Here is a 22,448-nt window from a genome sequence, read left to right as displayed (position 1 = left end):
CTACCTATTACCCATGTTATAATAATGCAGATATTTGAGGAGGAGGAGAGAGAGGAGATGATAGAGTCTCGTAGCTCAGCTGGTTAGAGCACTACACTGATAATGTAGGGGTCGGCAGTTCAAGTCTGCCCGAGACTACCTACAAGATAAAGAAGTGGGAGTAACGGGAGAGAGAAGAAGAGGGGGATTAGCTCAGCTGGCTAGAGCATTAGCTTTGCAAGCTAAGGGTCATCGGTTCGACTCCGATATCCTCCACAGCATTAAGCGAGAAGCAGGAAGTTATTTTGACATTGTTGGCAGAAGTAAGAAAACAGTAAAGGTGAAGATAGGATACAGACGTTTTTGAGTAATCATAAGCGGTGTATTAGGAATAAAGAGACGAAAGCGAATAAGGGCGCATGGGGGATGCCTTGGCTCTCAGAGGCGAAGAAGGGCGTGGTAAGCTGCGAAAAGCTTTGGATAGGCGCGAACGGCCGTTAGACCCAAAGATACCCGAATGGGGCAACCCGTTCCGATGAAGTCGGAACATCCGTAAAGGAGGCAAACCTGGGGAACTGAAACATCTAAGTACCCGGAGGAAGAGAAAACAACAGTGATTTCCTAAGTAGTGGCGAGCGAACGGGAAAGAGCCTAAACCGCTTTGCTTAGCGAAGCGGGGTTATAGGGCTTAACATGATGCAGATTATCTGGAATTGGAATTACCTGGAAAGGTAAGACGAAGAGGGTGAAATCCCCGTACAAGTAAAGCGATAATTTGTAGTTAAGTACCTGAGTAGCGCGAAGCCGGTGGAACTTTGCGTGAATTAGCCGGCACCATCCGGTAAGGCTAAATACTCCTGAGAGACCGATAGAGAATAGTACCGTGAGGGAAAGGTGAAAAGGACCCCGCACAGGGGAGTGAAAAGAACCTGAAACCATGCGCCTACAAGCGGTCGGAGCCAGTAAAATGGTGACGGCGTGCCTTTTGCATAATGAGCCTACGAGTTACTGTTCACCGGCGAGGTTAAGTTACAGGGAGTAACGGAGCCGTAGCGAAAGCGAGTCTGAATAGGGCGGAAATAGTCGGTGGACGTAGACGCGAAACCTGCGTGATCTACACATGGTCAGGATGAAGTTTCGGTAAAGCGAAATGGAGGTCCGAACTGATTAGCGTTGAAAAGCTACCGGATGAACTGTGTGTAGGGGTGAAAGGCCAATCAAACTGGGAGATAGCTCGTACTCCCCGAAATGCCTTTAGGGGCAGCCTTGAGGTAAAGTGTAACAGAGGTAGAGCTACCAATTGGGCTAGGGGGTTTCATCGCCTACCAACCCCTGATGAACTCCGAATGCTGTTACATATACTCAGGAGTGAGGCACAGGGTGCTAAGGTCATGTGCCGAGAGGGAAAGAACCCAGACCATCAGCTAAGGTCTCTAAATGTGTACTAAGTTGAAATAACGATGTGAGACTGCATAGACAGCTGGATGTTGGCTTGGAAGCAGCCATTCATTTAAAGAGTGCGTAACAGCTCACTTAGTCGAGTGGTTTTGCGCGGAAAATAATCGGGCATCAAGTACACTACCGAAGCTATGGTATTAACGGGAAGTTAATAGGTAGGGGAGCATTCTGACTGCGTTGAATGGCAAGTGTGAGCTTGTTTGGAGCGGTTAGAAAAGCAAATGTAGGCATAAGTAGCGATAAAGCGGGTGAGAAACCCGCTCACCGTAAGACTAAGGTTTCCTGATCAACGTTAATCGGATCAGGGTTAGTCGGGTCCTAAGGCAAACCCGAGAGGGGTAGTTGATGGGAAACGGGTTAATATTCCCGTACCGGCTTATACTGCGAAGTGGTGACGGAGAGGCGTAGCGGCTGCGTACTGACGGAATAGTACGTTGAAGACAGTAGGCGATGAGACTTGCAGGCAAATCCGCAAGTTGAGCTGAGCGTTGATAGTACCGAGAGTCTTTGGACGATTGGATAATGCCGTGAAGCGAACTTCCAAGAAAACCCTCTAAGCTAAAGGTATAAGGCGCTCGTACCGTAAACCGACACAGGTAGTCGAGGAGAATATCCTAAGGTGCTCGAGTGATTCACGGCTAAGGAACTCGGCAAAATGGTCTCGTAACTTCGGGAGAAGAGACGCCTACCCTCTCAAGAGGGAGGCCGCAGAGAATAGGTCCAGGCGACTGTTTAGCAAAAACACAGGACACTGCAAAGCCGCGAGGCGCAGTATAGTGTCTGACACCTGCCCGGTGCCGGAAGGTTAAGGAAGGGGGTTAGTCGCAAGGCGAAGCTCTTGACTGAAGCCCCGGTAAACGGCGGCCGTAACTATAACGGTCCTAAGGTAGCGAAATTCCTTGTCGGGTAAGTTCCGACCTGCACGAATGGTGTAACGATCTGGACGCTGTCTCGGCCGTGAGCTCGGCGAAATTGTAGTAGCGGTGAAGATGCCGCTTACCCGCAACGGGACGGAAAGACCCCGTGAACCTTCACTATAACTTTGCATTGGAACTGGTTAAATGATGTGTAGGATAGGTGGGAGACTGTGAGATAGTGTCGTCAGGCATTATGGAGTCGTCCTTGAAATACCACCCTTTGTTTAGTTAGTTCCTAACTTTTTGGATAAGAAGGACATTGCATGGTGGGTAGTTTGACTGGGGTGGTCGCCTCCAAAAGCGTAACGGAGGCTTCCAAAGGTACCCTCAGCACGGTTGGTAATCGTGCGAAGCGTGTATTAGCAGAAGGGTGCTTGACTGCGAGACAGACAGGTCGAGCAGGTACGAAAGTAGGGTAAAGTGATCCGGTGGTTCCGTATGGAAGGGCCATCGCTCAAAGGATAAAAGGTACTCCGGGGATAACAGGCTGATCTCCCCCAAGAGCTCATATCGACGGGGAGGTTTGGCACCTCGATGTCGGCTCGTCACATCCTGGGGCTGGAGAAGGTCCCAAGGGTTGGGCTGTTCGCCCATTAAAGTGGCACGCGAGCTGGGTTCAGAACGTCGCAAGACAGTTCGGTCCCTATCTGTTGCGGGCGATAGAAGTTTGCGGAGATCTGACTCTAGTACGAGAGGACCGGGTCGGACGAACCTCTGGTATGCCGGTTGTGTCGCCAGGCGCACCGCCGGGTAGCTATGTTCGGAAAGGATAAGCGCTGAAAGCATCTAAGCACGAAACCAACTCCAAGATGAGACTTCTTTTAAGGGTCGTGGAAGATGACCACGTTGATAGGTTGCAGGTGTAAAGCTGGAGATAGCAAAGCCGAGCAATACTAATAACCCGTAAGCTTTCATAAATAAAAAAGAGCCTTTTAGGCTGCTAAAGAAAAGGAGAAGATGTCTGTAGATAGAGCGAAAAACTTACTTCTGCCACAAAGTCAAAACTTAATAAAGAGCATAAGGTGGCTATAGCAGGGAGGTCCCACCTCTTCCCATTCCGAACAGAGAAGTTAAGCTCCCTAGCGCCGATGGTACTATTCGAAAGGATGGAAGAGTAGGTCGCCGCCAACCTTACTAAAAACCAAAGCCGTTGTCAGCCCACGCTGCAACGGCTTTTGGCTTTTTATCCCATCCAAAACCAAAACCCTCTAAACTAATCTAAACTCATGCAGCCAATTAATTTCTATCGCGTCTTGTTGAAAAAATTTAACACCGGAATATCTATACCGGCAAATACTCCAATTCTGTAGGCAGATGTCTTTTCTTCAACATTGTTTAAATTAACTTTGCGAACCTGAGGCCCATACTGAACGCCTCCTCCAATGGAAAGGGGGGTTTTTGGAATGCCATAAATAACATACGCTCCGGGAGCAAGCATGTTTTTAAACGTTAATTCCGGCAATCCGGTTGATTTTGAATCTTTAAAACGATAGCTGACCAACGCACCTACATCGAGAAAAGTAGTAAAAAGAGTAACAGAACCCGCTCCGGATAATCCGGTACTAAAAGCAATTCCAATAGGAGCAGTTATACCAATCAAAGCACCCCAATCGCTGGACGATGGGGTATCTAAAAGGTTTTCTCCACCGAAAAAAGGCCCGGTATAGGCATTGAGACTAATGTTAATTAAGGATTCGCGCTTAACTCTCGCACTGCCCGTTGGCAACGCGGCAGCTTCTAAAGCAAAATGCAGCTCCTGCGAATTTTGAGCAGAGGCAACATTTGCAATGAACATACTGTATCTCAAAATATCATCCTTAATGGCATTGTTTTGAGGTAAAGCACTTATAAGCAAAACATTGAGATCAATTACCGCAGCAGTATAGTCTTGTTTTTGAATTGATCGCCGCATATCTAAAAGAGCTGGAGCAACTCTAAGAAGTATATTTTGTTCCTGAGGAGAACCAAATGCAGCAGTTTTAAGGCCAAGACTTAGCAGGTCTGTAAAAATGTTTACATACCCCATAATCTCATCTGTGTCTATAGGCGTGCCGTTGCGGCGCTTAACTTTTAACTGCCCTAATTGCTCATCAATATCTGAAGTCAGGTCTAAAAAACTGTTGAAATAGGGTTTGAAAATATTGTAAGCAGCATTTGAAATGGAATCGTTAAGCGGCACATAGTTATCTGTGAAGTAATTAAGGCGATATGACCCTAAAACCTCATTCATTTTCACTTTTTCGTTATTGTTGTTCAGCTTGTTCCAATATAAATGGGTTTGATAGTTTATGGGTAATTCCCGCGGATTAACCTCCAACTGTTGTATGAGATGTCCGTATCGTTGCAGGTTCAAACCCATGAACAAGGCAGGACCGGAGGGAACAGTTTCCAAATAATCTAATTGTTGTTTGCTGATCCATGAATTTGGACTGTTCAGAGAATCTCTCAGACTGTTTGATACAAATGCCAGCGCATTGAAAGAACGGGTCAGATCATCGTTTGGAGAATTTTTGATGAAGTCTATTTTAGTAAGCTTATCAATAACTACTGCCGGATGATCCCGGTTGTCAATTAAATAGCCAATTCCTGCAGCAACCGCCAATGTTGTTTTTAAAGTAGGGCGCTCATTAATGTAATTGCGGTATTTTTCAGTTTGTGCCACTTTCATAAAAGTGCTGGGTATGTTGTTCATGTCTTTTTTAAAGGCATTTCGCAACACATCTATCATCAATCCCACCTCTTTGCCCTGACCTTCAAACACCACCATGTAATTGTAAGTGGCAGGGAAAAGCATTTGAAGTTCCTGCTTTTCCATAAAATCTTTATAAAAGCGTTCAAAGAAGGCTAACAGAACTTCTTGTTTAACCCTGTCAACAATAAACTTACTGATTCCATCAGCTAAGCTCATCGGACCAATACCACCACCATTTCCTCCGGTTGCAGTAGCAGTAGGGATTACATTGCCTCTACTACTGCTCGCAAAGCCGACAATATTTCTACCACTGATTTTTCGTTGATTGAATAACTCCGAATATTCAAGTAAAACGCTGTTTCCAGACTGAACCAATTTCTGATCTACTATTTTTTTGTCTGCTGAATTTCGGTAGGGAACACCTGCATAAGTAGCTATAATTTGATAAAAAGCCTCTTCTTGGTTGCTTTCTACAGCTTCAGACAATTTTATGGCATCATAAAAAGAATTACCGCTTTGAGCAGCAACGTCTATTGTGCTAAAACATGATAAATAGACAGCGATAATGACCAAATAAAAGGATAACCTAAACATACAACTCATTTAGTTTTTGTGAATAGTAACAGCAATTAGCTATTGGCTATTATCAAAGGTAGCACAAATCAATTGTAAGTGTTTATTTTTCTTCTACTCTTACTGTAAGGGCAGAAAATATGAGATTTCGGTTATCATACTTAAATACCGGACACAATTTAATCAATGCCAAGCACTTTAAGGCCATTGGTTGTAGCGATATTAACCAGTGTTTCTACGTCATACAAACGGCAGGCTTCAAGCATTACCCGCATTTCTGTCCATAGGTCTCCATCTGAATAAGGCTTATAGATATCGCTGATATTATCTGTGCCGAAACCAACAATAAGCCCTAATGGAGCCATTTCGTCAACCGGGGTAATTGAATTGTGGCTTGGGGCTAATTTTTCAGTTCTGTTGTGATCTATCCATGCAGTTGGACAGGAAATTACCATAACCCCCGCCTCTTTCATCATTGAATATAACTGATGGCGATACGCACGCGGATGTGCGGCTACAGAAATACAATGGACTGCGGCTACTCTTCCCTGCATACCATGTTCTATGGTTTTTCGGGTGAGGAGTTCGGTTTCGCGTTCTTCGTCTGTGTTAAACTGATCAACATGGACATGCACCATTTTCCCCATTGTTTTACCTGTTGATAATAAAACATCCAAATGCTCGTCTTCACGTCCACTGTCTTTGGCCGGCAGCCCCCCAATAATATCTACAAATTGAACTGCGATATCATACCAATAACGTGCTTTGGGTTCAATGACTCCTTTTAAAACCTGATTAACAAATCTCAGTTCAATATCTTTGCCATAATTATCGCGCAATTTTTGGGCAGCAATAATCGCTTTGTCTTCAATCACCTCATCTACATCAATAAAGGTACCTAATGCCTGCGTGCCCTGTTCCATAAAATATTCGACCGCTCTTGCCATACGGCCATAGATTTCATCCGGCGTGGCTTCCCGTTTCATTTTATCAATTAAGTACCACTTGTCTTTTAATGGGGCGTTGACGTACTGAAAATTTTCTTCAGTAAGGGTGTAAGCGCGATCTAAGTGCGCGTGGGTATTGACCCAACCACCTCGTTGGTGGATTTTGCCGATAACGACTTGTTTTAAGTTCATGTTTATAGTTTATTTGTGAATAGTTTTAGTTACGTAATATTAAAATAGCAACAGCATTGAACTGTATTGTATCGGGCATAAAAAAAGCGTTTACCGTATTTAGTAAACGCTTTTTGATGAATCAGTTGTCAGGATGATCGTGTTCTTGTTTTACAAAATCGGTATCGTCAGTTAAAAGCCGGTTTAAAGCCAAATGTATTTTTTCAAAACCAAAGTGATTCAGCGTTTGCTGCATTAACCGGTTGATTTCTTCGTTACATAAATTTCCAATGCTTCCTTCGTGGGTATGCTGAACCGTGAAACTTGGTTTATATTTTCCGGAAGCAATATCTTCACCTACTATTTTGTAGGCATCTCGGAAAGTTGTTCCTTCTACAACCAACTGGTTAACAACTTCGACGCTAAACATATAGCGGTAACGGTCGTCTTTTATTGCATCCGGATTTACCTTTATGTTTTCGAGCATAAAGCAGGTTATGGCAAGGCAGTTTTTTAAGTCTTCAAAAGCAGGTAAAAAATCTTCTTTGATAACTTGTAAATCACGGTGGTATCCAGATGGCAAGTTGGCGGTTATCATAGCTATTTGCTGGGGTAAAACAGCAAGTTTGTTGCATTTTGCCCGGATAAGTTCAAACACATCGGGATTCTTTTTATGTGGCATGATGCTCGAACCGGTGGTCAAATGGTCGGGCAAACTGACAAAACCAAAGTTTTGACTGATGTAAAGGCATACATCCTGAGCCAGTTTTGACATGGTAGCGGCAATAGAAGCCATTGCATCTGCTACGATGCGTTCGGTTTTACCTCTTCCCATCTGTGCATAAACCACATTGAAGTTAAGGGCATCAAATCCCATTAAATCGGTGGTCATTTGGCGGTTTAGCGGGAAAGAAGACCCATAACCTGCAGCAGAGCCGAGCGGGTTTTTGTTGGTAATTTTATAAGCTGCCTCTAATAATATCATATCATCAACCAAACTCTCGGCATAGGCTCCAAACCACAACCCAAACGATGAGGGCATGGCTACCTGATAATGGGTGTAGCCCGGCAAAAGGACATCTTTATATCGGTTGCTCAGGGTTATCAAGGTGTTGAACAAAGGTTCCACCAATTTGACTACCTCTTCAATTTCATGGCGGATGAAAAGTTTAAGATCTAACAATACCTGGTCATTTCGGGAGCGTCCGCTATGAATTTTTTTTCCCATTTCGCCCAATCGGCGGGTTAAAATAAGTTCTACCTGAGAGTGAACATCTTCAACACCCTCTTCGATTATAAATTTTCCTTGTTGAATTTCCTGATAAATGGTACGCAATTCAAGGGTGAGCGTTTGCCATTCAGGTTGAGTCAGAAGCCCGATGCTTAACAGCATCTTTATATGTGCGAGGCTGCCTAAAACATCATGAGCAGCTAAAAGAACATCTAAATCTTTATCTTTACCAATGGTAAAAACCTCAATTTCTTTACTAATCTCAAATCCTTTTTGCCAAAGTTTCATAGTTAATAAAGTTTTGCAAATGTACGTACTTTTTAAAGAACACCAAAGATTCTGAATAGATGGCCTTAGAAAATGTGAAATTGTTCCCAATCATAATTGAACAAGGAACCTTTTTCTTTCAAATGTGGTTGCAGGCAAGACACGATAAAATATGAGTTAACATATCATTGCTTCACTGTTGATTTTTTTCTGAAACATGAGTAGCACGACAATAAAAGGACGGGATTTATTAAAAATTGGTTTTACCGAAGGGCGAGTGATCGGTATTGCGCTTAATGTTTTGGCTAAAAAACCATTTAAGGGACAAAGCAAAGCACATAAACTCACTTTGCTGGAGGGTATTTTGAAAAACCCTGAAATGTTTTTACAAGACGAACAATTGGAGGTGATTGCCCGGGAATTAATCAAGGCTGAAAAATCGGCAAATGCTTCTAACCTTTTGCCCAAACTGCTTGACAAGCCAATTGATTTTAATATTTACGGTGCGCAGCATATAGAACCGGGTGCATTAGATCAAATGTATGTGGCAATGAAATTGCCGATAACCGTATCAGGTGCATTGATGCCCGATGCTCATCAGGGCTATGGGTTGCCAATTGGTGGGGTATTGGCAACTGAGAACACAGTCATGCCTTACGGGGTAGGGATGGATATAGGTTGCAGGATGTGCCTAAGTGTTTTTCCTTTAGAATCAAACTTTGTCAAGTCCCAACAAGCCCGGCTTAAACAAATGCTTCTCGAACATACCCGGTTTGGCGGAATGGAGGTTTTTACAAAACCTTTTGATGATGCGGTATTGAACAGGCCGGTGTTTAATGAAATAAACTTTTTGAGAGGGTTAAAAGATCTTGCTTTTAAACAAATCGGTACTTCCGGTGGGGGAAACCATTTCGTGGAGTTTGGAATTGTTGAATTGACAGAAACGGACAATGAGACAGGTCTGCCTTTGGGACAATATATGGGTTTGCTCTCCCACTCGGGTTCGAGAGGTTTGGGTGCTAAGATAGCTGCACATTATACAAAACTTGCAAAAGCACAATGCAAGCTGCCAAAAATTGCGGAAAACTTAGCCTGGCTTGATTTGGATACGGAATCGGGACAAGAATACTGGTTGGCCATGGAGCTTGCCGGAGATTATGCTTCTGCCTGCCATCACCATATACATCGCCGTATTGCCAAAGCATTGGGAGAACAGCCTTTGACAATGATAGAGAATCACCATAATTTTGCATGGAAAGAAACCCTGCCGGATGGAAGTACTGTGATTGTTCATCGAAAAGGAGCGACACCTGCTGGAGCGGGAGTATTGGGTATTATTCCAGGTTCTATGACAGCTCCGGGGTTTATCGTAAGAGGAAAAGGCAATAGTTCTTCGCTTAACTCAGCCGCTCATGGGGCGGGGCGATTGTTTTCGCGCAACAAAGCCAAAGAAATGATTACCAACTCTGAAGTGCGAAAATATTTAAAACAACACGGGGTTACTTTGATTGGCGGAGGATTGGATGAAGCGCCAATGGCATACAAAAACATTCATCAGGTAATGAATGCTCAAACTGAACTGGTAGCTGTTATCGGCACTTTTTTACCAAAAATCGTGCGTATGGCAGGAGACGGGGAACCGGAATAACTACCCTGATTCCTTACGTTGTTGCTCCAGTTCTTCTAACTCCAAGGCGAGAAGTTCCCAATTTTCGACTTCCTGTTGTAATTGTTGTTTGCAGCCCTGATAATGACTCATTGCAGATTTTAGCATTTCTTCCGGTTGAGCATAAAAATCTGAACCAGACATTTGTTGTTCGTATCCGGCAATGATGGTTTCTAATTCTGCAATTACCTGTTCTGATTTCTTAACTCTGCTTTCTTGTTTTTTAATATCCTTTTCAAGGTTTTTGAGGGCTTCGCGCCTGTTAATCCGCTCTTGTTTGGCTTCTGTTTCAGTAAGCTCTTTTTCTGGTGCTGTTCTGCTTTTCATGCCCAGTTCGTCCAGAGTTTGGATATTTGTGTCGCGCAGAAAGTCGTATATATCACCCTGATATTCGCGTATTTTTTTGTTTTGAAAATGATACACTTTATTGGTCAGCCCCTGAAGGAATTCGCGGTCATGAGATACTACAATGATAGAGCCGTTAAAACTTTTAAGGGCTTCTTTCAGGACTTCCTTTGCACGCACATCCAGGTGATTGGTCGGCTCATCCAGAATAAGCAGGTTGACCGGTTCGAGCAGCATTTTTGCCAATGCCAGTCTTGATTTTTCACCACCCGACAATACCATCACTTTCTTATCAACGGCTTCCCCGCTAAATAAAAAAGCGCCCAAAAGGTTGCGCACCCTGAAGCGCATATCACCGGTAGCAACATCATCTATGGTTTGAAAAACAGTCTGGTTGCCATCCAAAGTTTCGGCCTGCCGTTGCTCAAAATAACCAATACTGACGTTGTGTCCCAATTCAAACAACCCTTCATAAGGTTCGATTCCGCTGATAATTTTTGTGAGTGTGGTTTTACCTTCGCCGTTTTTTCCAATAAATGCCACTTTTTCACCCCGTTCCAAAGTAAAGTTGATATTGTCTAAAACTCGGGTTTTATCATAACTCTTACTTAGGTTTATCATATTTACAACCACTCTTCCCGATCTGGGTGCATCGGGAAATCTAAACCGGATGGCATCTTTTTCAAGGTCGTCTATTTCTACTTTTTCTATCTTTTCCAGTTTGGTTATCAGCGTTTGGGCAAACTTGGCTTTGCTTTTTTTTGCCCTGAATTTATTGATCAGTGTTTCTGTGTGTTCAATAAACTTTTCTTGTCGTTTTGCTTCTGTAACCTGTCTTTCGTGGCGTTGTTGGCGCAATGCCACAAACTCTGAATAAGGCACACGGTAATCATAGGCATTGCCATTTACCAACTCGACCGTGCGGGTGCTGACAGCATCCAAAAAAGCAATATCATGTGAAATGAGAACAACACCTCCATCGTAATGGATTAAAAAATCTTCCAGCCACATAATAGATTCGATATCCAGGTGGTTGGTCGGCTCATCTAATAAGATAAAGGATGGTTTTTGAAGTAAAATTTTGGCCAGCTCTACCCTCATTTGCCAACCTCCGCTAAACTCCGTCATTGGCCGGTCGAAATCTCCGTTGACAAACCCCAGCCCTTTCAGGATTTTTTCAATTTGTTCGCGCATGGTCAAACCATCCAGCCTTTGATAGTGATCCTGCGCATCAGTCAGGTCTGCTACTAACTTTAGATATTCGGGCGAATCATAGTCTGTGCGGTGGGTAAGTTCTTCGGTTTTTTTTTCGATTTCTGCTCCAAGCTGCAAAACAAGAGCAAAGGCAGTTGCTGCTTCTTCATACACTGTCTTTTGGGAATGTATGGGTATTTCCTGCGGCAGGTAGCCCAATGTAGTATTGTTGTCCTTGCTGATGCTGCCGCTTTCGGGCTTCATCAGTCCGATAATCAGTTTTAGTAAGGTGGATTTTCCTGCACCGTTTTTGCCTACTAATCCTATTCTGTCGGATTCGGTAATTGCCAAACTTATGTCGTCAAACAAAAACTGCCCGCTAAACTGTACCGAAACACCGGAGATTGAAATCATATAATTTTGCCGCTTCGTATTATATACGTGCAAAAGTACGGATTTTTGCAAAAATTTAGTTTAAGACTTTTCAAACATATATATGTCCGGCCATACAGACCCCTTTAATGGGTGAAGCTGAAAGCAGTTTTTTAAAATTCGTGTATGAACAAACCGCTTCTCAACTTTGGTTCAAACCATGTTGACTTAGGGGGCATGACTTCACCGGCATCTGCAACCTGAAATAGTTGTTTGACGGTAACCGGTGGTATGGCAAAAGCAACCTGCATTTCTTTACTGTTGACCCTGTTTTCCAGTTCGCTTATACCGCGAATTCCTCCTACAAAGTCTATCCGGCTGTCTGAACGCTGATCTTTAATACCTAACAAGTTATCTAATACATATTTGGACAAAAGGCTGACAGATAGTGATTCAATGGGGTGTTTGGTATTGACATACTCTTTTTTAGCAACTAAACGGTACCATTTTGAATTGAGATACATCCCAAACATGTTGTCTTTTGGAGGCTTAGGGTTTTCGGGGTCTGGTGTGATGTTAAAATATTGGCTTAGTTTTTCCAGAAACTGTTCAGGAGTATGTCCGTTAAGGTCTTTTACTACGCGGTTATAGTCCATGATGTTTACCTGATTGTCGGGAAACAAAACAGCCAGGAAGAAGTTAAAGCCTTCTTGTCCGGTATAGCCGGAGTTTTGGCTTCTCAGGCTGAGGCAGACTTTGGCTGCTGCTTCTGCCCGGTGATGCCCGTCGGCGATATAGAGTTCTTTAACCTGATTTTCGAAATATTCCTTTAAATAGACCACATCGGTCAGCCGGTAAGTAGTCCATAAAACATGCTCTACTCCATCGGGAGAAGTGAACTCATATACAGGCCTTGTATAGTCTGTGATGCGAAGTATGATTTCGTCAATGTCGTTGTCTTGTTTGTAAGTTAAAAATACCGGCTCTGAGTGCAGTTTTGTGGCTTGAATATGGTCAATCCGGTCTTTTTCTTTCTGATATCGGGTAAACTCGTGTTTTTTAATCCCATTGTTCAGATATTCATCAACAGAAACGAGTGTAACAAGACCGGTTTGTTTTTTGCCATTCATTGTTTGAGAATAGACATACAAAGAGGGCTGTTTGTCTTGAGTAAATAAACCCTGTTGCACAAATTGATCAAAATTGCTTCTTGCTTTGAGATAGACTTGAGGGTCGTAGTCATTTACGGTATCGGGCAAATCAATTTCGGCACGAGAAATATGGAGAAAAGAGAGCGGGTTGTTTTTGGCTTCATCTTTTGCTTCCTGACGATTCATTACATCATAGGGGCGGGCAGCGATTTTAACTGCCCATTTTTTAGCCGGACGCCAGGCAGCAAATGGTTTAATAATTGACATGTTTAAGATATTGGAGTATTTAATTTGTGAATTTATTATTTTGCGGCAAAAATAATAATTTAACATTAAGTTGCTGAAAGGTTAAACAGGATAAACTAAAGAATTGCAACTTGGAGTACAATTTGAAAAATTATGTTACCAGTTTCTGAAGAGTTTAATCATTTAATTGTAAACAGGCGTACTGTAAAACCGGAACATTTCAGCGATCGTCCGGTTGAACGCGAAATTATTGAGCAAGTCCTGGAAAATGCCAGATGGGCACCAACCCACGGATTAAACGAACCCTGGCACTTTGTGGTATTTTCGGGAGCTTCGCGCCATTTGTTGTCCGGTTTTTTGGCGGACTGGTATATCCGGCATACGAAAGCTGATAAATTTAATGAACTCAAACTTAGCTTGTTAAAAGAAAGGCCGTTGATGTCAGATTATATTATTGCGATTTGTATGGTAAGACCGGAAGATACTAAAATTCCCGAAATTGAGGATATTGAAGCGGTTGCATGTGCTGTTCAAAACATGCATCTCACGGCAACGGTTTATGGGTTGGTGGCCTATTGGAGTACTCCGGGGGCTACTTATTCAAAGGAGGTCAACAGTTTTTTGGGACTCGGTGAAAGAGACCGTTGCCTTGGATTTTTTTACCTTGGTTATCCTCAAAACAAACCACCTCAAGGTAAAAGGACCCCAATTGAACATAAATTGCAATGGTTGGAGTAAATTTATTGTCAAAAAAATCGCAATTTTGAAAAATTCTTTTCGTTTATGGTTTGATTATTCTCATAAAAAACATACTTTTACACGGTTTTTCATGGCTTTAGGTTTTTAGGGTTAAACAATAAGGGTCAGGCATAGCATTTTAACCAAATGCTATGCCACCCTAATTTACCTCCTCCCCCTTATTGTAGCTTCGCCTTTTCTTCTCCAGTTTCCTTTTTCCGTCACATTGGTGTTTTTGTAATAAGAATACGCTATTTATTCAGCGTAAACAGATTCATATTTACATTTCCGGGCTATTGATTATATTTCGGTTTTTTTGAAAATCGTTAATTCGCGCCTATTAATTAACCAATGCCCATAACAGTATATAAATCATCGGCAGGCTCGGGCAAGACTTATACTCTTGTGAGCGAGTATCTGCGGTTGCTCATTCACCAACCTTCCGAGTTCAGAAATATTCTGGCAATCACCTTTACCAATAAGGCTACTGCCGAAATGAAAAGCCGGATAGTTTCAGCCTTGGCAAAAGTTAGCAGGGGAGAATTTGCCGATTTGGAAGAGAAATTGTTGCAGGAGGTGTATGGCGGGCAAATAAAAACAGAGGAGGACATACAATTTTACCGCAGTGTTTTAAGAGAAAACGCCCGTAAAGCACTCACCAATATCCTGCACAGTTATTCCGAGTTTAATGTCAGCACGATTGACAGTTTTTTTCAGCAAATCTTGCGAAATTTTTCCAAAGAGCTGAAACTGCCTATGCGCTACGAAATTGAAATGGATACAGCCTATGCTTTGGATGAATTAGTAACTCAACTGATGCAGGATGTCGGCCACGACAAAGAGCTTACCAAATGGCTGGAGGAATTTGCCTTTTCACAGGTTGATGAAGACAAAGGCTGGGATATTGCCCAAAGCATTACTCACCTTGGAATGGAAATTTTCAGGGAAGAGGTATGGGCAAATCTGAATTTGACAGACTCGGACAATGAAGGAATGACCGTAGATACAGATGCTGAAAACGGGGAAAAAACGGAACAGGAGAGCAGGGAATTGAGGAATGTTCATTATGCTTTTCTTAAAAACCTGATCGGAGAGTTGTGGAAAATAAAGCAACATTTTGAGCAGAAAATGGACGCTTTTGGCAAAGAAGCTCAAGAACTTGCGGCCGGATATAACCTTTCGGAAAAGGATTTTAAGACCGGTACTTTTGCCTTTTTTAAAAAAATCAGGTTGCGGGAATTTGAAACCGGTGTTACACTTCAAAAAATTATCGAAGGGAATACTTCTGAATGGACTGTTAAAACGTCTGCAAACAAACAGAAGGTAGAGCAGTTGGTAAACCAGGGCGGGTTGCAAACCTTACTGCTCGAAACGGTGGACTACATGAATACGCATTTTAGAACGTATCGTTCTGCTATTGAGGTGCTCAAAAACATTTATGTCTATGGCATATTGCACGACCTTAAAGCCAAACTCCGTACCTACCGTTCAGAGAAAAACCTCATGCTTGTTTCAGATACCAACAATGTGTTGAGGGCAATTATATCACATGAAGATGATGCGCCGTTTATTTATGAAAAAGTCGGAACAGTATATAAACATTTACTGATTGATGAGTTTCAGGACACCTCAAACTTTCAATGGGATAACCTGCTCCCATTGGTTAAAAACTCACTGGGTAATAATGATACTGTTTTGATAGTAGGGGATGTGAAACAAAGTATTTACCGTTGGAGAGGGGGCGACTCGAAACAACTTTTATATGGACTAAAAACTGCCCTTGGCTTGTTTTTTACAGAAAAGACAGAAAAAGAACTGGCCTATAATTACCGGAGTGCTCAAAACATAGTAACCTTTAACAATGCTTTTTTTGAAACAGCCGTTCAATTGTTGACCGGGGCTGAGTCTCAAGTTTCAGATCAAAACCTGTTGAAAAACGCCTACGCTTCTGTAAGTCAGGGCATTAAAAGAACCTCAGCCGGATATGTGAAAGCAGAATTCTGTTCCGCCAATAGTGGAAATGACGATGAGGGTTCGTGGAAACAAATTTCTCTAAAAAAGTTATTAAACACCATCAACGAACTTGAATCCCGTCAATGTCCATGGAGGAATATGGCGGTATTGGTTCGTTCCAATGCAGAAGGTTCTGAAATTGCCCGGTTTTTAAGTGCAAATGATAAGCGGGTGGTTTCGTCCGAATCTTTGTTGTTAAAAGGTTCGGTAAAAGTGCAGCTCTTGATTTCTGTGCTTCATTATCTGGCAAATCCCAACAACGACATTGCCAAAACAGAAATACTGGTCAACTATCTCGCAATACATCATCCTGATATCTCACTAACAGACGAGGTTTTTTCAGACCACCTAAAGGATGGTAAGGAGTCGCTGTTCGACCGCATCTTGCAGCCAACGGGCTTTAAGCAAAAAACGGAAGAATTGGTTAAAAAACCATTATACGAAACTGTTGAGCTTTTGCTTAAGGTGTTGAACTTAGACCTTTTGCCGGATGCTTATATTCAGCGGTTTCAGGATTTAATTTTAGAATTCAGCCGCACTAAAAGTGCAGATATTTTTCACTTTTTAGAATGGTGGCAGGAAAATAAAGAGCGGGACAAAACCTCTATCATCGTTCCTGAAGGAGAAAACGCCATCACGATAATGACCATCCACAAAGCCAAGGGACTTGAATTTCCGGTGGTATTTGTTCCTTATGCCGATTGGAACATGAAACCCAAAGATGTTTTTTTGTGGACAAAATTAGACATGCCCCCTTTCGACAGTTTAGGCACCATCCCGATGCAATGGACATCGGCTTTGGAAAAGACCCACTTCGCTGAATATTATGCCACCGAGTTGATAAATTCCTATTTAGACAACTTAAATCTGTTGTATGTTGCCCTGACACGTCCGACGGAAGAGTTGTATCTGTTTTCTAAAACTGCCAAAAATATGGACAACAAAGTGGATGGTATATACAAACTGTTGTACAATACATTTGCCAATTTTGCCCTAAGCAATGATTTTAACCCCGATACACTAATATTTGAATTTGGGCAGCCAACAGATTGGACTAAAATATCTGCTAACAAGCAGGAAGAAATTGTCCCGTTAACACGCTATCTGACCAATGAGTACCACAGCAAAATAACTCTCCGTTCTGATTCGAAACGATTTTTTACCTTGTTTGACAATACAAAGTCGAAGGCCATCAAGTTGGGGCAAAAAATTCACAGGCTTTTGGAAAAACTCAACTCACCCAACGATATAGACAAGGAGTTCCGCAAACTACAGGTTCAGGGGCTGCTTTCTGCAGAAGATGAAGTACCTGTTAAAGAACGGCTGAAAAAGATTTTCGCCATACCACAGGTAAAGGATTGGTTTGATGCTCAGTGGGAGGTGTTTTCAGAGCGATCTTTACTTTGCGATGAACTGCGCCGGATTCCGGATCGGGTGATTGTCAAAAACAAGGAAGCCATAGTGATAGATTATAAAACAGGAACCCCCCATCAAAAACACCATCAGCAGTTGAAGGGCTATGTGCAGTGGTTACAGGATATGGGTTATACGGTAACCGGTCAGTATCTGTTGTATATTTTTGAAAATGAGGCAGAGGTGGTACCTGTTTTGTAACACAACTGCCGGCTTTGACAAGCGGTTCTTATACTAATTGACTTGATAAAATGGGTTAATGGATATAGAGGCAATGACCGTATCACCAATTTTTTGTTCAAGATGATTGAACTAATACAGACATACTTTGAGTCTTACCCCCCAACCCTTCAAGTACTGCAAAATGGAATAAAATCGGTTAAAAACGGCCTTTTCATTGCTATTTTGCACCCCTGCAATGACCCGTAGCACCCCTGCATTATGTTATTGCATCCTTGCATTGGGTTAATGTACCTCTGCATTGGGTTAATGTATCCCTGCATTGGGTCAATGTACCTCTGCATTGGGTTAATGTACCCCTGCATTGGGTTAATGTACCTCTGCATTGGGTCAATGTGCCTCTGCATTGGGTCAATGTATCCCTGCATTGCGTCAATGTACCCCTGCAATGGGTCAATGTACCCCTGCATTGGGTCAATGCACCCCTGCAATAACTTAAAGTACCCCTGCAAAAAGTTATTGTCCACCGTATTTTTTGCCCCAAACTGCGTTTTATTGCACTATTTACTTGAAGTATATGGGCAGTTTTTGGTCAATGGTTGCTGCCTTTTTGATAGAAGGGGGGTAATATTTGAAGAAAGGGCAGACGGTTTTTAAATTTTCCTCCTAAAAAAAGGGGTAGGCGGGTTATTCTTAGTGCAGTAAGCCGGGTTTAAAATCATTTCCAACCACGATGAAAATCAAATGTTTTCAGATTTCGTTGCTAAAGTATGGTTCACATTAAATGGTCTTAATACCACAATCTGCCCTTTACCGAGTGTATATACTGAAGGGTTTTTTCGGATATAGGCCTTCTTGGTGTGCGCCGTATTTTAGAAAAAAGGTTGCGGAAAGCAGTTAGCAAGGTGAGAAACCGGAAGCCGGATTTCCATAAAAAATATCCGCTCCAAAAAACCAGATGGGTCAAAACATACACCCAAGGCAGATATTTATAGGCAACAACGGTTTTGTTTTCTAAATTCCACCGGGTAAGGGTTACTTCGCCTTCTCTCCCTTCCGGACTTTTTTTATGCCAAACCGTGATGCTGTCGGTATATAAAATGCGGAAACCGGCATCGAGTGCTTTATATGCCAGGTCGTATTCTTCCATCCCGTAAAAAAACTCGGTCGTATAATTTCCTACGGTGTCGAAAACTTCGCGCTTAATCAAATGCCCGCTTCCTATATAGTAGTTGGTTAAAAACTCGGATTGTTGAGCAAGCTTTTTGTTTTTAGTAGCGATATAATAATCTTGGGTAGCAGTACGAAACTCGCGGAAAGCGATAATTTTAACATGGTGAGAGGTTTCGTATTGCTCGAGCAGTCTGAGTGCTATCGGGATGATGTTTGTCTTGGTAAATCCGGCATCATCGTCCATAAAAATCAGCAAATTGCCTTTGGCCATTGAGATGCCCAGATTTCGCCCTTTTGCTACTCCTAAGTTTTCGGAATGATGATGGTAAATGACCATTTCCCTTTCCGCAACAGAAAGAGAATCTAAAAAATTGCAAAGAGGTTGATAGGTATCTGTAGAACCATTATTGATTACTACGATTTCCTTTTGATAGCCGGATACGTCTTCCAATTCCAGCACATTTTTAATGGCGGCGATGGTATCGGCTGGGCGATTGTAGCTGATGATAATAAAAGAAATATAGGCAACTTCCGGTTTCATACAATAGAAAATCAAACAACCTTTAGTAAACGGGAGGTAACCAATAAGGTTCGTTGATGGTAGAAAAGGCTGTTTGACGAAATGAGGATTATTTTGGCATCAGTTCAGCCCCTATATAAAAGCTGCCCACTGCCACCCCATATCGGCGGCGAAGTTGCCGGTCGTCCGTTTCCGGCCGCAATTTCCAGTAATATTTACCCGGTTTCAACTGCTTTGGCAAAACAACCTGAAAACTGACGGCACCTGCAGGGATGATAGCATGAGCAAGCGGTATCTCGTTTTCGCGGTTGTCCATTATAGTTACAATCACCGGAACATCTGGCGAGGGGTTAAAGGCAAAATAAAGGATGTCGCCTTTGCAGTTTAGACCGTTTTCGGGAAGTAAAACGCTGTTTTGCAGCGATTCGGGAGGTAGAGAAACCCCGCTACGGTTAAGCATTTCTGCTTCTATATAGGCCAATGGACGAAACATGTCGAGCAGTTCTTCCAAAGTATATTCAGGCGCATTTTCCTGTACAGGCTTTTGTTCATGCTCAATGTCTGCAAATAAGTCATCTCCTAATGTAGCAACAATTTGTCGCGCTTTTTCGATAGGATGAGGTGCAAGGGCGAGCAGGGTTAGCTTTTCGGCAAAAGCACGTTGGAGCAGGGGCAGGTTGTTGCCCAAACGCTGTTCAAATTCTTTTACAAGCAAAGGCTCCAATTCGCCCCTTGCGTATTTTTCTATAAGAATTATATCTTGTTCGGAAATCATGATAATTTCGTTTTAGAGTGGTAGTTTAAAATTTTGTCTGTCAGTTCGGGATAGTTTGATATAAGTTCTTTAAGTTCTTTACTTTTCATCAGTTCTTGCATAAAAGGCTCTTTACATTCCACTTTTTGTTTGCGGATAGCACCTGCAGAAACTTTTTTTATTTCAGCGATTTCATCGTAAGTAAGTTCTTTCCGGTAATAAAGATTAAAAAAGTCGCGGCATTTAGGAATTAACCGGTTGACTAATTGCCAAATAAGATTGGCAGCGTTTTTCAAGGCCAAGGTTTCTTCCAGCTTGCTTTCATCTGCAAATCTTTCAACGTTAAATCCTTTAGAAATCGTATTTGAATTTCCGGTCAACTCGTCATTCTCTTCTGTTTGTGTTTCAACACTAAATTCGATAGTTTCTTTTTTTTGTTTAATTTCTCCTTCTCTTTGCAAATCCATCCACACATTGCGGTAAGCCCTTGAGATGTAAGCACCGAAGCCGGTATTTTGGTCTTTCAGTTCAAAACCGGCTTTTTGGCAGCGTTGCCAGAATTTGGTGATGGCCCGCCATGCAACATTTTCCGCATCTTCTTTCGCCCCCCCTCTGGTCATCACAAAGGCTTTAACATTAGGAATAATGATTTTATACACCGACACAATGATGTCTTGATTGTTGGTTCTAAAACCATTCACTATTTCTTCGTCTGTCAGAATCGGTTTTTCGGCAACTTTATCCATCTTTTTCACTTTTAAGTTGGGCAAATTGTTACCCATCTTTTAAAATAGTCCCTTATCTTTAAAAAATGAAACACGATGTAAGCAAACACACGATGTTTTTAACCACAGGGAGAAGTTCAGCAACAAAGTTAAAGTTTTTATTTGCTACATAAAGAAATTTGCCCAAAATGCTTCCTGTTGAACCACACAACCGCCTGTTATATTTTCAACGGTCTTCAGGCATCATCTTATGTCATTCTTGATTATGTTTTTCAGATTTAGTCGGTTTGTGCTATCTTTACACCCATTTCTCAACATCCAAAACAAAAATGTTACCATGATTAAACGTTCAGCAACCGCCAACTGGAAAGGCACCGGAAAAGAAGGCACAGGCACCGTCAGTACTTCAAGCACTGTTTTATCTAATGCTCAATATTCATTCAACACCCGGTTTGCCGATGGAGTAGGCACAAACCCCGAAGAATTGGTCGCCGCCGCACATGCCGGTTGTTTTTCGATGAAACTGAGTTTTGTTTTAACCGGCGCAGGGTTTATTCCAGACGATATTACCACCGTCTGTACGATTCATTTCGAAAACGGAGCAATTACCGAAAGTCATCTGGATGTTAAGGTTAAGGTAGCCGGACTCGAAGCCGAACAATTTGAAGAACTTGCCACCGAAGCCAAACTGAACTGCCCCATCTCAAAACTGTTGAACACCACAATCAGCATGAATGCTGCTTTGGTTTAAATCTTGCGGATGAAATGCCACTAAAATGGGCATTTTTTGATTAAGAACTGCTACCGGGATTGTTTACACGATGCTATATTAAATGCAATAATTGCAGCTTTAAATAGGGTGGTGATAAAAGGATTTTGCAAAACCATTAAATTGGAGGAACAGGGGATGTTGTAAGTGAACTAAAACAAAAACAGATAATCGGGCATTTAAAAAAAGTTCAGATGATAAAGCCAATGTTTTTTGTTGTTAGTTTGATGTTGCTGTTTTCCTTTGGCGAAGCAGTAGCGCAGGAAAAAAAATTTAATCGCAGTTCGTTTCTTCGTGTTGAAGCACAAGAGGTAAAGGAAGATGCCAATTTTGGTTTGGTATTCAGAGGTGCCGGCATCAGTTACGGCATGAGATGGGAAAATAAAACAGACAAAAAGCTGCTCTTTATAGAGTACGACCTGGTCGTTAAATTTATGTTTTCAAGAGGCATACCCGGAATTGGCTTTTACCTTAAGCCCATCGAGGTTTCGCAAATGTTTGGGGTGTCTTTAAAAGGAAAACGGCTGTATTTTGGACCTTTTTTTAAAGCCGAATACAATTATTTTCTATACCCCGATTTACAGGCCGGTTTCGACTATTGGCTGTCTCATTTTAGTATAGGGCCAAACTTGTCCTATTCTTTTGGCTGTAAAAACTCGCTCATTACTCTCAACGCCGGTACTACCATATTAGGATTGACCTCTCGGCAACCGTTTATCCGCAACCCATATTATTACGATTTGGGGTTTAAGCACGCCCTCAAACATTTACATCAGGACATCCGTTTCGGTTCTTTTAACCGCTTCAATTCTACAAGAATAGAATTGTTATGGCAACCAAATCCTGAAAAAGAGTTTGGATTGGGTTATGCGTTAAATTTTACCGGATATTATCGTGCGCCGGTATTTGCACAGTTTTGCCATAGCCTGAAACTCGCCTTTTAAAGATTAGAAT

The 22,448-nt window shown here is 42.2% G+C and carries 13 protein-coding genes, 2 tRNA genes and 2 rRNA genes; 9 read left to right on the top strand and 8 right to left on the bottom strand.

Features of this window, described 5'->3' with window-relative positions:
- The first annotated feature begins 64 nt into the window (after window positions 1-64).
- From IPM47_02705 to rrf, 4 genes are all read left to right on the top strand, one after another.
- Window positions 65-138: transfer RNA gene (locus tag IPM47_02705), tRNA-Ile, on the top strand.
- 43 nt (window positions 139-181) lie between these two features.
- Window positions 182-255 (top strand) — tRNA-Ala (locus IPM47_02700).
- Between the two features lie 123 nt (window positions 256-378).
- Window positions 379-3,271, top strand: a 23S ribosomal RNA gene (locus IPM47_02695).
- A gap of 101 nt (window positions 3,272-3,372) precedes the next feature.
- Window positions 3,373-3,485, top strand: a 5S ribosomal RNA gene (rrf, locus tag IPM47_02690).
- Between the two features lie 112 nt (window positions 3,486-3,597).
- Here the strand turns inward: rrf and IPM47_02685 are convergent.
- From IPM47_02685 to argH, 3 genes are all read right to left on the bottom strand, one after another.
- A complete protein-coding gene (locus tag IPM47_02685) occupies window positions 3,598-5,640 on the bottom strand; it encodes a hypothetical protein (protein QQS29882.1) in 2,043 nt (680 codons plus the stop codon).
- A gap of 158 nt (window positions 5,641-5,798) precedes the next feature.
- On the bottom strand, window positions 5,799-6,758 hold the full coding sequence (locus tag IPM47_02680; protein ID QQS29881.1) for an amidohydrolase family protein: 960 nt from the start codon (window positions 6,756-6,758) through the stop codon (window positions 5,799-5,801).
- A 121-nt stretch (window positions 6,759-6,879) separates the two neighbouring features.
- Window positions 6,880-8,256: an argininosuccinate lyase gene (argH, locus tag IPM47_02675; GenBank protein ID QQS29880.1), complete on the bottom strand. Its 1,377-nt coding sequence runs from the start codon at window positions 8,254-8,256 to the stop codon at window positions 6,880-6,882.
- Between the two features lie 196 nt (window positions 8,257-8,452).
- Here argH and IPM47_02670 point away from each other — a divergent pair, with 196 nt between their 5' ends.
- On the top strand, window positions 8,453-9,883 hold the full coding sequence (locus IPM47_02670) for an RtcB family protein (protein ID QQS29879.1): 1,431 nt from the start codon (window positions 8,453-8,455) through the stop codon (window positions 9,881-9,883).
- On the opposite strand, the gene IPM47_02665 is transcribed toward IPM47_02670, so the two are convergent.
- Window positions 9,884-11,854 (bottom strand): ABC-F family ATP-binding cassette domain-containing protein, encoded by a 1,971-nt coding sequence (locus tag IPM47_02665; protein QQS29878.1) that lies wholly within the window; start codon window positions 11,852-11,854, stop codon window positions 9,884-9,886.
- A gap of 131 nt (window positions 11,855-11,985) precedes the next feature.
- Complete coding sequence (locus tag IPM47_02660; GenBank protein QQS29877.1) at window positions 11,986-13,230, bottom strand: DUF1015 domain-containing protein; 1,245 nt, start codon at window positions 13,228-13,230, stop codon at window positions 11,986-11,988.
- Window positions 13,231-13,362: 132 nt separating this feature from the next.
- On the opposite strand from IPM47_02660, the gene IPM47_02655 reads away from it, so the two are divergent.
- Entirely contained in the window at window positions 13,363-13,947 is a 585-nt protein-coding gene (locus tag IPM47_02655) for a nitroreductase (protein ID QQS29876.1), read from the top strand.
- Window positions 13,948-14,298: 351 nt separating this feature from the next.
- Window positions 14,299-17,574, top strand: a complete 3,276-nt coding sequence (locus IPM47_02650) for a UvrD-helicase domain-containing protein (GenBank protein ID QQS29875.1) — start codon at window positions 14,299-14,301, stop codon at window positions 17,572-17,574.
- 769 nt (window positions 17,575-18,343) lie between these two features.
- Here the strand turns inward: IPM47_02650 and IPM47_02645 are convergent.
- From IPM47_02645 to IPM47_02635, 3 genes are all read right to left on the bottom strand, one after another.
- Entirely contained in the window at window positions 18,344-19,267 is a 924-nt protein-coding gene (locus tag IPM47_02645) for a glycosyltransferase family 2 protein (protein QQS29874.1), read from the bottom strand.
- 88 nt (window positions 19,268-19,355) lie between these two features.
- Window positions 19,356-20,021, bottom strand: a complete 666-nt coding sequence (locus IPM47_02640) for a hypothetical protein (GenBank protein ID QQS29873.1) — start codon at window positions 20,019-20,021, stop codon at window positions 19,356-19,358.
- Entirely contained in the window at window positions 20,018-20,746 is a 729-nt protein-coding gene (locus IPM47_02635; GenBank protein QQS29872.1) for a sigma-70 family RNA polymerase sigma factor, read from the bottom strand. The genes IPM47_02640 and IPM47_02635 overlap by 4 nt, the downstream gene beginning before the upstream one ends.
- A gap of 316 nt (window positions 20,747-21,062) precedes the next feature.
- Between IPM47_02635 and IPM47_02630 the strand changes: the two genes are divergently transcribed.
- The gene (locus IPM47_02630) at window positions 21,063-21,476 is read left to right on the top strand and encodes an OsmC family protein (protein QQS29871.1); all 414 of its coding nucleotides are present in this window, start codon (window positions 21,063-21,065) and stop codon (window positions 21,474-21,476) included.
- Between the two features lie 212 nt (window positions 21,477-21,688).
- Window positions 21,689-22,438 carry a hypothetical protein gene (locus tag IPM47_02625; GenBank protein QQS29870.1) on the top strand — a complete coding sequence of 250 codons (750 nt, stop codon included), beginning with the start codon at window positions 21,689-21,691 and terminating at the stop codon, window positions 22,436-22,438.
- Window positions 22,439-22,448 lie beyond the last annotated feature (10 nt).

It is taken from the genome of Sphingobacteriales bacterium (assembly GCA_016700115.1).
GTDB lineage: Bacteria > Bacteroidota > Bacteroidia > Chitinophagales > UBA2359 > UBA2359.
The sequence above is the reverse complement of the archived record's forward strand: the minus strand, read 5'-3'. Positions and strand labels throughout refer to the sequence as shown.

What these genes read in the sequence shown, in the direction of transcription:
- IPM47_02645 (QQS29874.1), bottom strand. Translation starts at nt 19,267, where the DNA reads ATGAAACCGGAAGTTGCCTATATTTCTTTTATTATCATCAGCTACAAT.
- IPM47_02680 (QQS29881.1), bottom strand. Translation starts at nt 6,758, where the DNA reads ATGAACTTAAAACAAGTCGTTATCGGCAAAATCCACCAACGAGGTGGT.
- IPM47_02655 (QQS29876.1), top strand. Translation starts at nt 13,363, where the DNA reads ATGTTACCAGTTTCTGAAGAGTTTAATCATTTAATTGTAAACAGGCGT.
- IPM47_02635 (QQS29872.1), bottom strand. Translation starts at nt 20,746, where the DNA reads ATGGATAAAGTTGCCGAAAAACCGATTCTGACAGACGAAGAAATAGTG.
- IPM47_02665 (QQS29878.1), bottom strand. Translation starts at nt 11,854, where the DNA reads ATGATTTCAATCTCCGGTGTTTCGGTACAGTTTAGCGGGCAGTTTTTG.
- IPM47_02630 (QQS29871.1), top strand. Translation starts at nt 21,063, where the DNA reads ATGATTAAACGTTCAGCAACCGCCAACTGGAAAGGCACCGGAAAAGAA.
- argH (QQS29880.1), bottom strand. Translation starts at nt 8,256, where the DNA reads ATGAAACTTTGGCAAAAAGGATTTGAGATTAGTAAAGAAATTGAGGTT.
- IPM47_02685 (QQS29882.1), bottom strand. Translation starts at nt 5,640, where the DNA reads ATGTTTAGGTTATCCTTTTATTTGGTCATTATCGCTGTCTATTTATCA.
- IPM47_02640 (QQS29873.1), bottom strand. Translation starts at nt 20,021, where the DNA reads ATGATTTCCGAACAAGATATAATTCTTATAGAAAAATACGCAAGGGGC.
- IPM47_02650 (QQS29875.1), top strand. Translation starts at nt 14,299, where the DNA reads ATGCCCATAACAGTATATAAATCATCGGCAGGCTCGGGCAAGACTTAT.
- IPM47_02670 (QQS29879.1), top strand. Translation starts at nt 8,453, where the DNA reads ATGAGTAGCACGACAATAAAAGGACGGGATTTATTAAAAATTGGTTTT.
- IPM47_02625 (QQS29870.1), top strand. Translation starts at nt 21,689, where the DNA reads ATGATAAAGCCAATGTTTTTTGTTGTTAGTTTGATGTTGCTGTTTTCC.
- IPM47_02660 (QQS29877.1), bottom strand. Translation starts at nt 13,230, where the DNA reads ATGTCAATTATTAAACCATTTGCTGCCTGGCGTCCGGCTAAAAAATGG.